This window comes from Flavobacterium sp. CG_9.10, from assembly GCF_015752245.1.
In the GTDB taxonomy this organism is placed as follows: Bacteria; Bacteroidota; Bacteroidia; order Flavobacteriales; family Flavobacteriaceae; genus Flavobacterium.
The window spans coordinates 133,776-149,071 of sequence record NZ_JADOVD010000011.1 but is presented as its reverse complement, the minus strand read 5'-3'; the positions used below and the strand labels follow the sequence as shown (position 1 = coordinate 149,071).

5 protein-coding genes are annotated in these 15,296 nt (G+C 36.9%); 3 read left to right on the top strand and 2 right to left on the bottom strand.

The features are described 5' to 3' along the window. On the bottom strand, positions 1 to 10,569 hold a 10,569-nt coding region (locus IWX84_RS11200; protein WP_196850839.1), incomplete at its 3' end, for a beta strand repeat-containing protein. Positions 10,570 to 11,140: 571 nt separating this feature from the next. On the opposite strand from IWX84_RS11200, the gene IWX84_RS11195 reads away from it, so the two are divergent. From IWX84_RS11195 to IWX84_RS11185, 3 genes are all read left to right on the top strand, one after another. Next, positions 11,141 to 11,626: a SixA phosphatase family protein gene (locus tag IWX84_RS11195; protein WP_196850838.1), complete on the top strand. Its 486-nt coding sequence runs from the start codon at positions 11,141 to 11,143 to the stop codon at positions 11,624 to 11,626. Between the two features lie 4 nt (positions 11,627 to 11,630). Then, positions 11,631 to 13,703 (top strand): polyphosphate kinase 1, encoded by a 2,073-nt coding sequence (ppk1, locus tag IWX84_RS11190; RefSeq protein ID WP_196850837.1) that lies wholly within the window; start codon positions 11,631 to 11,633, stop codon positions 13,701 to 13,703. A 66-nt stretch (positions 13,704 to 13,769) separates the two neighbouring features. Next, the gene (locus IWX84_RS11185) at positions 13,770 to 14,660 is read left to right on the top strand and encodes a Ppx/GppA phosphatase family protein (protein WP_196850836.1); all 891 of its coding nucleotides are present in this window, start codon (positions 13,770 to 13,772) and stop codon (positions 14,658 to 14,660) included. A 70-nt stretch (positions 14,661 to 14,730) separates the two neighbouring features. On the opposite strand, the gene IWX84_RS11180 is transcribed toward IWX84_RS11185, so the two are convergent. Further along, a complete protein-coding gene (locus tag IWX84_RS11180; protein WP_231385472.1) occupies positions 14,731 to 15,174 on the bottom strand; it encodes a DNA polymerase III subunit gamma/tau in 444 nt (147 codons plus the stop codon). Positions 15,175 to 15,296: the final 122 nt, after the last annotated feature.

Genomic DNA, 15,296 nt, shown 5'->3' with positions numbered 1-15,296 from the left:
GATAATAGAAGTTCCTTGGGTACTTCTAGTTAAAGCATCAGTGGTAGTTCCCGTAATTGTTCCTGCGCAAACATCAGTAGTGGTTGGAGCCACGGTGGTAGCGGAACATTCGCCGGTTGCATCAGCCAAAGTTGGAGTGACCGGAGCAGCAGTGTCTTTTACGATTATATTTTGCGTAGCCGTTGTTGAGTTTCCGTTTCCGTCGCTGAAATTCCAAGTGATAACCGAAGTTCCTTGTGTGTTTCTGGTCAAAGCATCAGAAGTAGTTCCAGTGATTGTTCCTGCGCAAGCATCAGTGGTGGTTGGAGCAGTTGCAGTTGCAGAACACTCACCTGTTACATCCGCCAAAGTTGGTGTTACTGGTTTGGTAGTATCTTTTACCACTATGTTTTGCGTAGCGGTTGTTGAATTTCCGTTTCCGTCGTTGAAAGTCCAAGTAATAACCGAAGTTCCTTGAGTACTTCTAGTCAAGGCATCAGAAGTAGTTCCAGTGATTGTTCCAGAACAGTTGTCCGAAGTAGTTGGAGCCACCGCAGTTGCAGAACATTCTCCTATTGCATCCGCCAAGATTGGTGTTGCCGGTTTAGTATTGTCTTTTACAACTATGTTTTGAGTAGCGGTTGTTGAGTTTCCGTTTCCGTCGTTGAAAGTCCAAGTAATAACCGAAGTTCCTTGGGTGCTTCTAGTCAAAGAATCAGTGGTAGTTCCAGTGATTGTTCCGGCGCAAGCATCAGTCGTTGTTGGAGTTGTTGCAGTAGCAGAACATTCGCCTGTAGCATCCGCCAAAGTAGGCGTTAGTGGTTTAGTAGTATCTTTTACAACTACGTTTTGTGTAGCTGTAGTAGTGTTTCCATTTCCATCATCAAAAGTCCAAGTAATAACCGAAGTTCCTTGAGTACTTCTTGTCAAAGCATCAGAAGTAGTTCCAGTAAGTATTCCTGAACAGTTGTCTGTAGTTGTTGGAACTGTTGCAGTAGCCGAACATTCCCCAGTTGCATCAGCCAAGATAGGTGTTACCGGAGCAGTATTGTCTTTTACCACTAGGTTTTGAGTAGCTGTAGTAGTGTTTCCATTTCCATCATTGAAAGTCCAAGTAATAACCGAAGTTCCTTGAGTACTTCTAGTCAAAGCATCAGTGGTAGTTCCCGTAATCATTCCGGCGCATGCATCAGTAGTGGTCGGAGCAATTGCAGTGGCAGAACATTCTCCTGTGGCATCCGCCAAGGTTGGTGTTACTGGTTTAGTAGTATCTTTTACAACTATGTTTTGAGTAGCGGTAGTTATGTTTCCGTTACCGTCATTGAAAGTCCAAGTAATAACCGAAGTTCCTTGAGTACTTCTAGTCAAAGCATCAGTGGTAGTTCCCGTAATCGTTCCGGCGCAAGCATCAGTAGTTGTTGGAGTCACCGTAGTAGCAGAACATTCTCCTGTGGCATCAGCCAAGATTGGTGTTACCGGAGCAGTATTGTCTTTTACAACTACGTTTTGCGTAGCTGTAGTAGTGTTTCCATTTCCATCATCAAAAGTCCAAGTAATAACCGAAGTTCCTTGGGTACTTCTAGTCAAAGCATCAGTGGTAGTTCCCGTAATCATTCCGGCGCATGCATCAGTAGTGGTCGGAGCAATTGCAGTGGCAGAACATTCTCCTGTGGCATCCGCCAAGGTTGGTGTTACTGGTTTAGTAGTATCTTTTACAACTATGTTTTGAGTAGCGGTAGTTATGTTTCCGTTACCGTCATTGAAAGTCCAAGTAATAACCGAAGTTCCTTGAGTGCTTCTAGTCAAAGAATCAGTGGTAGTTCCCGTAATCGTTCCGGCGCAAGCATCAGTAGTTGTTGGAGTCACCGTAGTAGCAGAACATTCTCCTGTGGCATCAGCCAAGATTGGTGTTACCGGAGCAGTATTGTCTTTTACAACTACGTTTTGCGTAGCTGTAGTAGTGTTTCCATTTCCATCATCAAAAGTCCAAGTAATAACCGAAGTTCCTTGGGTACTTCTTATCAAAGCATCAGAAGTAGTTCCAGTGATTGTTCCTGAACAGTTGTCTGTAGTTGTTGGAACAGTTGCAGTAGCCGAACATTCTCCGGTTGCATCCGTCAAGGTTGGTGTTACGGGTTTGGTATTGTCTTTTACCAATATGTTTTGAGTAGCGGTTGTTGAATTTCCGTTTCCATCGTTGAAAGTCCAAGTAATAACCGAAGTTCCTTGAGTGCTTCTAGTCAAAGAATCAGTGGTAGTTCCAGTGATTGTTCCTGAACAGTTGTCCGTAGTAGTTGGAGCCACCGCAGTAGCTGAACATTCCCCTGTGGCATCCGCCAAGGTTGGTGTTACTGGTTTAGTGTTGTCTTTTACAACTATGTTTTGCGTAGCGGTTGTTGAATTTCCGTTGCCATCGTTAAAAGTCCAAGTAATAACCGAAGTTCCTTGGGTAGTTCTAGTCAAAGCGTCAGTGGTGGTTCCACTAAGGGTTCCCGCGCAAGCATCGGTGGTTGTTGGAGCTGTTGCAGTAGCCGAACATTCCCCAGTTGCATCCGCCAAAATTGGACTGATAGGTGCTGTATTATCAACAACATTTATTGTTTGAGATGAAGTAGATGAATTGTTACAATTATCTATCGCTGTCCATGTTCTAGTTACAGAAAATATGCTTGAATTTGAGCCACTTGTAACTACGTCATTATACACTAATGTAATAACAGATCCACAATTGTCTGTCGCTGTCGCTGGAGTAAATACTGGAGTATTTGGACAATTGATTGTTGAATCAGCAGGCAATGAAGCAATTATTGGAGCCGTAGTATCTGTAATTGCAATCACTTGAGAGAATACAGTACTTGCATTAGTACAAGCATCCGTAGAAATCCAAGTGTTAGTGTATGAACCAGCCGCACCACAAGTTCCAGGTACAAACACACCTGAAGTTTTAGTATATGTGATTGTACCCGCACAATTGTCTGTTGCAGTTGGAGCCAATGATTGCGCAGCAGTTAAAGTAGCAGCATCACTACATTCCACAGTTGCATCTAAAGCATTTGCAGTAGTTGACCATGTTGGAGCCGTAGTATCAGAAACTGTAATCACTTGAGTGAATACAGTACTTGCATTAGTACAAGCATCGGTAGCCGTCCAAGTGTTAGTATACAAACCAGCCGCACCACAAGAACCTGAAACGAATGCACCAGAAGTTTTAATATATGTGATTGTACCCGCACAATTATCTGTTGCAGTTGGAGCCAATGATTGCGCAGCGGTTAAAGCAACAGCATCACTACATTTTATGTTTTTATCTAAAGCACCATTAGTTGTTGACCAAATTGGAGCAGTTGCATCAATTATTCTAATTACTTGAGAGAATACTGAACTTGCATTATCACAATCATCTCTCGCTATCCATGTGTTAGTATATGTACCCGCTGCACCACATGTTCCAGAAACAAAAGCACCTAATGTTTTAGTATAAGTAACAGTACTACAAATGTCAGTAGCAATTGGATTCATATTTTGAGCATTTGATAAACCAGAAAAATCGTTACACTCTAAAGTTACATCTAAAGCCGTTGCAGTGGTTGTCCAAGTTGGAGAAGTGTTATCAACTACATTTATTGTTTGAGTTGCAGTAGTAACATTTCCAGAAGCATCAGTTGCTGTCCAAGTTCTAGTTAAGGAATAATTTCCATCACAAATACCAGTTGTAGTGATATCATCATATGTAAGTGTTAACGAACTACATAAATCAGTAGCTATTGCATTTGCAAATACCGGTATTGCTGGGCAATAAATAGTTGAATCAGCAGGTAATGGGTTGAATGTAGGTGAATTTGAGTCTGTAATCGTAATAAATATTGTTGTATTATCACAATTAGTTGCATTTAATTTTTCACAAATTTGATAATTAATTGAATAATTTCCTGCAGGGATACCTTGAATAATGCTTATATTCCCTGAACTATCTATAGTAATATTTGGATGACTTGCGGAAGTTATTGAAAAGTTAACATCATTTATTGCTACACTACTTCCATTTAAAATGTCATTTGTTAATGCATTTCCAATATATCCAGTAGGTGTACAATTTACATTTGTATAAGTATCATTATATGCACTAATAGTTGAGTTGTTTACTACTATTGTAACCGTTGCTGAACTACAATTCGTTGGATTTAGTTTTTCACAAATTTGGTAGATTATCGTATATGTTCCAGCAGGAGTTCCAGCAGGAACTGATATTTGACCTGTTGAACTATTAATGACTGGTATTGGGTTTGAACCAATAGGAGTTGCAGGGGTTGTAATTGTTAAATTCACTTGAGAAATTGAAGCAGAAAAACCATTTAGCGTATCGTCTCCATTTCCATTATTTAATAAAACATTTCCAGCATTTGTGTTACCTGTCGCGCCATTTCCACCATTGATAGTATCATTGTTAGCAATAATAAGTGCGTTAGTCACGGTAACAGTTACGGTAGCAGTTTTACAATTTGAAGGATTTAATTTTTCACAAATTTGGTACACAAGTAAATACGTTCCAGAAGAAGTTCCAACTGCAACATTCACTGAACCATTAGACGTATTTAAAGTAACACCAACATTTGTCGTAGAAACTTGAGTTAAGTTTACTGTCGCTAAAGTCGCTGTTGCACCGTTTAAGGTATCGTTAGTTAAAACGTTTGCCAAAGTCTGACCCCCAGAAGCATCTACAATAGAAGCACCAGTATCATTATTAGCCATAATAGCGGCATTGGTAACCGTAACAGAAACAGTCGCTGTTTTACAATTGGAAGGATTTAATTTTTCGCAAATTTGGTAGATTAGGACGTACGTTCCAGAAGGTGTTCCCGGAGCAACATTCACTGAACCATCCGCTAGATTTAAAGTAACACCAGCATTCGTTGTAGAAACTTGCGTTAAGTTTACGGTTGCTAAAGTTGCTGTTGAACCGTTTAAGGTATCGTTCGTTAAAACATTACCTACCGTTTGACCACCAGAAGCACCAACAATTGGCGCACCAGTATCATCCGTAGCTACAATGGCAGCATTCGTCACGGTAACCGAAACAGTAGCTGTTTTACAGTTTGAAGGATTTAATTTTTCACAGATTTGGTAAACCAATAAATACGTTCCAGAAGGAGTTCCAACTGCCACATTTACTGAACCATCCGCTAGATTTAAAGTAACACCAGCATTCGTTGTAGAAACTTGCGTTAAGTTTACGGTTGCTAAAGTCGCTGTTGCGCCGTTTAAGGTATCGTTTGTTAAAACATTACCTACCGTTTGACCACCAGAAGCACCAACAATTGGCGCACCAGAATCATCCGTAGCTACGATAGCAGCATTTGTCACGGTAACAGTTACGGTAGCAGTTTTACAATTTGAAGGATTTAATTTTTCACAGATTTGGTACATTAGGAAGTACGTTCCAGAAGGTGTTCCCGGAGCAACATTCACTGAACCATTAGACGTATTTAAAGTAACACCAACATTTGTCGTAGAAACTTGAGTTAAGTTTACTGTCGCTAAAGTCGCTGTTGCACCGTTTAAGGTATCGTTAGTTAAAACGTTTGCCAAAGTCTGACCCCCAGAAGCACCTACAATAGAAGCACCAGTATCATTATTAGCCATAATAGCGGCATTGGTAACCGTAACAGAAACAGTCGCTGTTTTACAATTGGAAGGATTTAATTTTTCACAAATTTGGTAGGTAACTGTATACGAACCAGAAGGCGTTCCAGCTGCCACATTTACAGCACCAGTTGCAGGGTTTAAAGTAACCCCAACATTCGAAGTTGCAACTTGCGTTAAGTTTACTTTGGCTAAAGTCGCTGTAGAACCATTCAAGGTATCGTTTGTTAAAACATTACTTAACGTCTGACCACCAGAAGCACCCACAATCGGCGCACCAGTGTCATCTGTTGCTACAAGAGCAGCATTCGTCACGGTAACAGAAACAGTAGCTGTTTTACAGTTGGAAGGATTTAATTTTTCACAAATTTGGTATACTAGGAAATAAGTTCCAGAAGGTGTTCCTGGAGCAACATTCACAGATCCATCAGCTACATTCAAAGTAACGCCAGCATTCGAAGTTGAAACTTGCGTTAAGTTTATAGTCGCTAAAGTTGCCGTAGAACCGTTTAAGGTATCGTTAGTTAAAACGTTTGCCAAAGTCTGACCACCAGAAGCACCTACAATAGAGGCACCAGTATCATTGTTAGCCATAATAGCGGCATTGGTAACCGTAACAGAAACCGTTGCAGTACTACAATTCGTTGGGTTTAATTTTTCACAAATTTGGTAGGTAACTGTATACGAACCAGAAGGCGTTCCAGCTGCTACATTTACAGCACCAGTTGCAGTGTTTAAAGTAATCCCAGCATTGGTTGTTGCAACTTGCGTTAAACTTATGTTTGTTAACGTTGTTGCACCACCATTAAATGTATCATTAACTAAAATATTAGCAATAGTTTGGCCACCGGAAGCGCCGACAACATTAGCTCCAGCGTCATTAACGGCATTGATTACAGAAGGAGAAACCGTTACTGTAACTACTGCTTCATCACAATTTGTTGGATTTAATTTTTCACATATTCTATAGGTCAATGTATAATTTCCAGCAGGTGTTCCAGCCGCCACTAAAACGTTAGTTCCTGATAAAGTTATTCCTGCATTAGTTGAAGATACAAAAGTTGTATTTACTTGAACAGCATTCACTGCTACGCCACCTAAAGTATCGTTTGATAATACATTTGTGAAAGCAGTTCCACCAACATAACCGTTGATAGGAGAAGCGGTATCATTAACAGCATCAATAACTGGAGTTCCCACTGGGACAGCTACGGTGGCTGTTGAACAATTTGATGGGTTAAGTATTTCACATATCTTGTAGGTCAATGTATAATTCCCGGCTGGCGTTCCTGAAGCTATAATAACATTAGTTCCAGATAAAGAAACTCCCGGATTGGTTGAAGACACAAATGACAGTGTAACTTTTGAAGGAATAACCGCAGCACCATTTAAAATATCATTTCCTAAAACATTTGTAAATGAGGTACCACCTGTAAAACCTGTAACAGCTGAACCAGTATCATTTACAGCAAGAATAGGAGCTGCAGTTACAGTTACAGAAACCGTTGCTGTACTACAATTAGTAGGATTTAATTTTTCACAAATTTGGTACGTAACTGTATAGGTTCCTGATGGCGTTCCTGCTGCCACATTTACAGCACCAGTAGCCGGGTTTAAAGTAACACTAGCATTAGTAGTTGAAACCTGAGTTAAGTTCACCGTTACTAAAGTTGCAGTTGCACCGTTTAACGTATCATTCGTTAATACATTTGTAAAAGCAGTACCTCCATTATATCCATTTATAGGAGCAGCAGTATCATTATTCGCGATGATTATTGCATTGGTAACAGTAACACTAACAGTAGCTGAACTACAATTAGCAGTGTTTATTTTTTCACAAATTTGGTAGGTTACTAAGTAACTTCCGGATGGCGTATTTGCAGACACATTTACAGAACCTGTAACAGCATTTAAAGTAACCCCGGCATTAGTAGTTGAAACCTGCGTTAAGTTCACCGTTGATAAAGTAGCAGTTGCTCCATTTAGGGTATCATTAGTTAAAACATTCGCTAATGATTGACCACCAGAAGCACCAACTATATTTGCACCGGTATCATTTAAAGCTTGAATAACAGCGTTTATTGGTGTAGGTGTTGATGTAGCCGTATTATTTCCTGGCGTAGGATCAAATAATGGACCAGATATAGTGGCAGTATTTGCGTAGTTCCCAGTTGACAAAACGGTTGCAACAATGGTTAAGGTAGCACTTGCATTGATGGCAAGATTACCAACAGACCAATTTGGTGCTGTCCAAGTTCCTACTGAAGGTGTTGCCGATACTAATGTATAACCTGTAGGCAACGCATCATTCACGGTAACTCCAGTTGAAGCATACGGTCCGTTGTTTGTTGCTGTTATGGTAAAGGTCACAGTGGTTCCAATAATTGGATTGGCATTATTTTCTGTTTTCGTAATTGCTAAATCTGAATAACCTGCAACATTTACTATGGCAGCAGTTTGTGATGTACAACTTACCGCGTTTAAATTCCAAGCAAATACATTTAGATTATAGGTTCCAACGGTATTAAAAGCAGTAGTTTGAATCGTTATCGTTCCATTATTACCAAATACTGAAGGCGATATCGAAGCATTCGCTGCGTTTTTGATATAATATAAAACGCCAGAAATTGAATTAGTAATCGTGAAAGTGGCCGTGTTTCCTACTATAATATTTTGTGTAGTTGCTGCTAGAACTGGTGCTGGCGGATTAGCACAAACTACTGTAACTCGAGCAGGACAAATCACTTCAAGTAAACCTGGTTCGCTAACACCGATACTTAAAATTCCACCTCCATATATTCTATTTGAAGCTGTTGTATTAACCGGAATGCTCCAAGCACTTAAACTTGTTATAACGTTTCCTATTGCAGCGCCATCAATGTATAATGTTACGGTAGTATTTGGAACGGCGCTTGCTAAAGTACCTGAAACGGATGTAACATTATCTAAGATAGGATTTGTTATAGTGCCACATCTTGCGCTTGATGTTGCCGTGAAAGTTGTTACAGTATTAGAAGCAATACTTGTTCCGCATGAAGTAGTTTGTTGCGCGTAATAAACGGAACCAGCAATACCTGCATTTGCAACAGTTTGCCAATTACCTGATGCATTAACGATTGCTGTGCCAAAAACGGCTCCGGTAGAATCATATACGGTAACAGTTGCGCCGGGATACCCTGATGTTCCTGAAATTGGTAGTCCAGATTGGATTTGATTACTCGCATTAGAGGAAATTACTGGCGGATAAACCACACAACTTACTGTTATTGAAATTGGATTAGAAGAACATCGCGCACCGTTTGTTGCTCGTAGCGTTAATACATCACCAACTATTAAATTATAACTGCTTAATGGAAAAGAAAATGTTCCAGCACCAGTAGAAGTTTGCGTACTAATTAAGTTTTCATTTAAATACAAACGTATTGTTATACTTGCAGTTGAAGTACCAGTTAATGACTGCGAAGCAGCATAAATTGGATCTGAGGTTATCACTGGACTGGCAGTATTTCCGTTTCCAGCCAAACAGATATATGTATTACATAAACTCTTGCATTGACCAGGAACTATTTGTTCTATATAATATTCACCAGAAGGAATTGCATTTGACGCACCAGTATTACAAACGAGTGTAGAACCACCATTTCCACCATCCCAATACCAATTTCCTCCGATTACCGTTCTAGTTTTAACTAATGTTATACCGGTACTAGTAACATTATAAATATTGATTGTTGCACCAGTAACACCTGTTCCTTCAAAACCTTTTCGCGTGGCACAAGTAATTGTTGGACAAGGAGAAGTTATCCCACTAGGACAAGCAGGCGGACCAATATTTACTATATTACTAGTAAAACATTGTGACTCATTTGTGGCTTGCGCTTTGGCTGTTATTATGTCGCCAGCAAGCAGTATCACTCCCGTAATAGACCATGCTCCTCCACTTGTTGCAGTGGTTGTGCCCAGCAAAGTACCGTTTCTATATATTGTTATTGTTGCTGTTGATTGTGTTGAATAGGACGCTTTTGTCCAGGTACCAGTTATCGAAGTTGATAAAGTGGTTAAACCAGTATTTAGAACTGGTGCAGCAGTACACAAATTAGTATTACAGGTTCCGGCAGCAATTTCAGCTGGCGTACAAGGATTTTGTGCGTTGATATCTGGTGAATAGGCATCAGATACTGGACCACACAAAGCATTTTTTGGAGCCATTACGGTTGTTGCATCAAATCGTAATGGGGTTGAAGTAGTAATTGCACCTGCACCTGTAAAAGCAGATAGCGGTGCGTAGAAATCTAAAAAGTAGTCTGGATCACCATCGTTAGTTGTTAAAGCAATTGAAGTTTGAGCATATTGTCGGTTAGCTGGCGTCGTGAATAAGTATTCAGTTACTGCAGCGTTACATGGACTAGTATTTACATTATAAACTTTTACGCTAAATCCTGTTTCATAAACTAGTTCATATTCATAACCAGGATTAGAAGCAGAGTAGGTGGGATCTGCTGGACCAAATAATCCATCAGTATCAATTAATAAACTGTATCCTTTTGCTCCTGGAATAATTTTTCCTAAACGCATACGAACCATTAAATTGGTTCCATCGGCATATACATAAATTGCTTTGTTATTGGCGTCTGGCACATAATCACTAAATCCACCATTTGGTCCACGTCTCAAATCACCTATAACTTCAGGAGTAATTGGTGTGATAGCCAAATATGGGATTTCACTAAAAGCAGCACCAACATCACCACCAACAAAACCTGCAGAGGTAAGAGATGCAAAACCATCATTATTGGGATCTAATACAGATGAATTACTAAGCGGAGGTATATTTCCAGCACCATCTCTTATTATCAAACCTTTAGTTTGTGAAAAACTTGAATTTAAACTAAAAACAATTAGAATAAATGTCAGTATTTGATAAATTTTATTGGGGTAAAATTTAATCATAGGTTATATTTTTAATTAAAAATAAATACTACATAATTAATTAAAAAAGTCAGTGAATTAGGATAGAAGTACTATCCTAAAACCTAAAATTAAAATTTAAATTCTGCAATAATTTATTCTGTTTTAGTTTTGGGGACTATTTATGCTTTTAAAAAAAATCTACTTTAATAATTATTTAGTTGATTAAAATATTTTATTAATTATCATTTATAGTAACGAATTTAACCAAAATGCCATCAATTGATATTTTTTATCTGTCAATGACTTAAATACTCGTTGAAAGGAACATTTTCTTGTTAATTAAACCTAAAATTTTGATGTATAACCAGTAAACAACACTAATAAAAACTTAATTGTGAGTTGATTAACTTTTTTTATAAAAAAATTAGCATTTGTAAATATAATTATCTACTAAAAAAAATGCACTAAATACGCCTTCACAAGAATTATTTTGATTACGAAAAAAACAGGCAAAAAAAATTATAAATCATTCTTTCTTTTGTAAATTGTATTAGAATATTTCACTAAATCGAAACACAGTGCCCATGACTATCTAAATGATCATTACCCTATGAAAAATTTAATATTAATTAGACATGCAAAATCAAGTTGGGACGCTCCACTGCACGATAAGGAACGGCCTTTAACACACCATGGAATGAAAGATGCACACCTTGTTTCCTCTAAAATTAGTGATCATCTTCCTAAAACTTACATTATTTGGAGCAGCACAGCTAAAAGAGCCGCTGACACCGCGCTTATTTTTGCTCAAAATATTTCTTATCCTATTGACAGTATCGTTTATAAAGACGACCTTTATACATTCGATGAAAAAAAACTGGAGAAAGTTATTAAATCATGTAATAATCTTTTCGATAGTGTTATTCTTTTTGGACATAATGTTGCTATTACAAATTTTGTTAATAAATTTGGGGATGTTTTTATTGAGAATGTTCCCACGGCAGGGTTTGTATCTTTGCAATTTCATGCAGATGATTGGACTAAAATTGATAAAGGCATAACAAAAAAAACAATATTCCCCAAAGATTTAAAATAAGTAGATGCCAGAACATAAATATATAGATAGAGAAAAAAGTTGGTTAGCATTTAATGCAAGAGTGCTTCAAGAAGCGGCAGATGATTCCGTACCATTGTTAGATAGACTACGGTTTTTAGGCATTTTTTCTAATAATTTAGATGAGTTTTTTAGAGTTCGCTTTGCGGCTATTAGACGGTTAAGTCTTTCAGGAATATCCGGAGAAAAGTATTTGGGCGGTATTTCGGCTCAAGAATTAGTAAAAGACATCACAGAAATTGTAATAGAACAACAGTCTGAAAGTTTACGGATATTAAGCACTATTGAAGCTAAATTAGAGTCTAAAAATATATTCATTATCAATGAAGATCAAATTTCGATCGAGCAGGAAATTTTTCTAAAAGAGTTTTTTATTCAAAAATTGAGTCCTGAATTAGTTACAATCATATTAAACGATTTAGCTGAATTTCCGTTATTGAAAGATACTTCAGGTTATTTGGCTATAAAACTCATTATGAAACTAAATAATGAGATCCGTTACGCGATTATTGAAATTCCAAAAACATTAAATCGTTTTGTTGTTCTTCCTTCAGATAATGATAAACAGTATGTTATTCTAATTGATGATGTTATAAGACACAATTTGAGTAGTATTTTCAATATTTTCGATTATGAAAGTGTTTCTGCCCACATGATAAAAATTACTAGAGATGCACAGTTAGATATCGATAGTGATTTGAGTAAAAGTATGATAGAAAAAATTTCAACAAGTGTTAAAGATCGAAGAATAGGGGAACCCGTGAGGTTTATTTATGATCAATTAATTGAAAAAGATACACTGCAATTTTTTCTAGATAAAATGCATATTGTAGCAACGGACAGTATTATTCCAGGCGGCAGATACCACAATAGACGTGATTATATGAATTTTCCAAATCTAGGGAGATTTGATTTATTGTATAAAAAGAATGATCCGCTGCCACTTCCTGGTTTGAGTCTTGAAGGAAGTATGCTGGAAAAAATAAGTAAAAAAGATTATTTATTAAATGCACCTTATCAGTCTTTTTCTTATCTGACAAAATTTTTGCGCGAAGCAGCTCTCGATCCAAAAGTAACCTCAATAAAGATTACGTTATATCGATTAGCTAAAAATTCTCAAATTATAAGCTCACTTATAAATGCTGCCAAAAACGGGAAGAAAGTTACGGTTCAAATTGAATTACAAGCACGTTTTGATGAAGCTTCAAATATATCTTACGCAGAACAAATGCAAATCGAAGGTATCGAACTCATTTTTGGAATAAAAGGACTAAAAGTGCACAGTAAAATATGTGTTATCGAAAGAATAGAAAATGAAAAAATAAAAAGATATGGTTTCATTTCTACAGGGAATTTTAATGAAGCTACAGCAAAAGTTTATACTGATGTAACCCTTTTTACAAGTCACCAACAAATTCTTAAAGACATTACGAAAATATTTGAATTTTTCGATATCAATTACAGAGTACATCGTTATAAACATCTGATTGTTTCTCCTCATTATACTCGATCCCGTTTCTACAAACTGATTGATAGGGAAATTTTGCATGCATTGGCAGGGAGAAAAACATATATTAAGTTAAAAATGAATAGTTTGTCTGATTTTAGAATGATTGATAAATTGTATGAAGCGAGTACAGCAGGCGTCAAAATACAACTTGAAATTAGAGGTATTTGTTCGTTGATTCCCGGAATTCCAGGAATGAGCCAAAATATTGAAGCAATAAGTATCGTAGATAATTATCTGGAACACTCGAGGATTTACATATTTGGGAATGCCGGGCAAACGGAAGTTTACATTTCATCTGCTGATTTTATGACCAGAAATCTTGATGGTCGAGTAGAAGTTACTTGCCCAATTTATGATCAAGAAATCAAAAATGAGCTAATTGACAATTTTGATTTAGGTTGGAAAGGGAATGTTAAAGCGCGATACCACTCCTATAAATTGGATAATAAGTATAAGGTAAGAAATCAAGATCCTATTTTCAGGGCACAATTAGAAACGTATAAATACTATCAAAATAAAGTAGAAGTCTTGGCAGAAAAAGTTACCTAGTATCTTGGCATCCTAATTGTAATTGATAAAAATATAAAAAGATAAATTTCAAATCATAGTAGAAGAATGATTAAAATAAAAAAATACGCTGCAATAGATATTGGTTCAAATGCCATGCGTTTATTGGTTGTGAATATTGTTGAACAAGATGGAAAAGAAACGCAATTTAATAAAAGTTCATTGGTTCGTGTGCCTATTCGTTTGGGACAAGATGCCTTTACTGTAGGTGAAATTTCTGAAGTGAATATTGATAGAATGTGTGATGCTATGAAAGCATTCAATTTATTAATGAAAGTGCATAAAGTCGAACGTTATATGGCTTTTGCTACTTCGGCGATGCGGGAAGCCTATAATGGCAAGGAAGTAGTTGCAATAATTAAGAAAAAAGCGGATATCAAAATAGAAATCATCGATGGAAAAAAAGAGGCAGCTATTATTGCTTCAACTGATTTACATCATTTATTAAAAACAGATCAAACCTATCTTTTTGTAGATGTGGGTGGTGGAAGTACAGAATTTACCTTGTTCTCCAATGGTAAAATGGTAAATTCAAGATCTTTCAAAGCTGGAACAGTTCGTTTATTGAATGACATGGTATGCGACGTTGTTTGGGATGAAATTGAAAAATGGATTAAAATTAATACCAAAGACTATGATGAAGTTACATTAATAGGCTCAGGCGGAAACATTAATAAATTATTCAAAATGTCCGGCAAAGTTCAAGAAAAGCCTTTGTCTTATATTTATATAAATTCACAGTATGCTTTTTTGAATTCCCTTACTTATGATCAAAGAGTAGCTGAACTAGGTTTGAATCCGGATCGTGCCGATGTAATTATTCCTGCTACAAGAATTTACCTTAATGCAATGAAATGGAGTGGTGCCAGAAATATTTATGTCCCTAAGATTGGACTTTCAGATGGTATTGTAAAAGCGATGTATAATGGTAAGATATAATTGATTTAATTCTGATTTGCGTATTTTAAATCATAATTAAATTTAAAAAAAAAATCTAAAAATCAATCAATTACACATTCAAATCTAATCCAAATGTTGTTCGTAAGAGTTCAATATTTGGATTTATTTCGTGAAGTCTATTGTAACGATCTTGGTCATTAAAATTTCTTTTATTTTCAAAACTTTCATTCACGATAACTTCTATCGTAATATCATGATTGTGTAAATGACCTTTTAAATGTCCTAAAAGTCCATTCAATTCTTTCTCAAAATCTAATTTGGAACCTTCATTTGGCAATTCAATAGTAATAGCGTTGCCATTCAATACTGGGTCGTTGATAAGTAATAACGATTCCATAATTCGAAACCCTTTTTCTCCTAAACGTTGTGCATACTTGTTCCAATGTAGTAGCATTTCGGTTTCTGTAAAAGCTTCCGTAGGCAAATGAACGACCTCTTTCACTATTCCCTTATTGCTTTCTTCTAATGCTTTTTTGGCACGAATACTTGACAATGAAAAGGCAGAAATTTTTGGTTCGTTAGAAGTAGGAATATCAATTTTTACTGTCGGAGTAAGAACAGGAATTACAGGCGCAATAGCAATTGTTACCGGTTCTTTTTCTTGAACTGATTTTA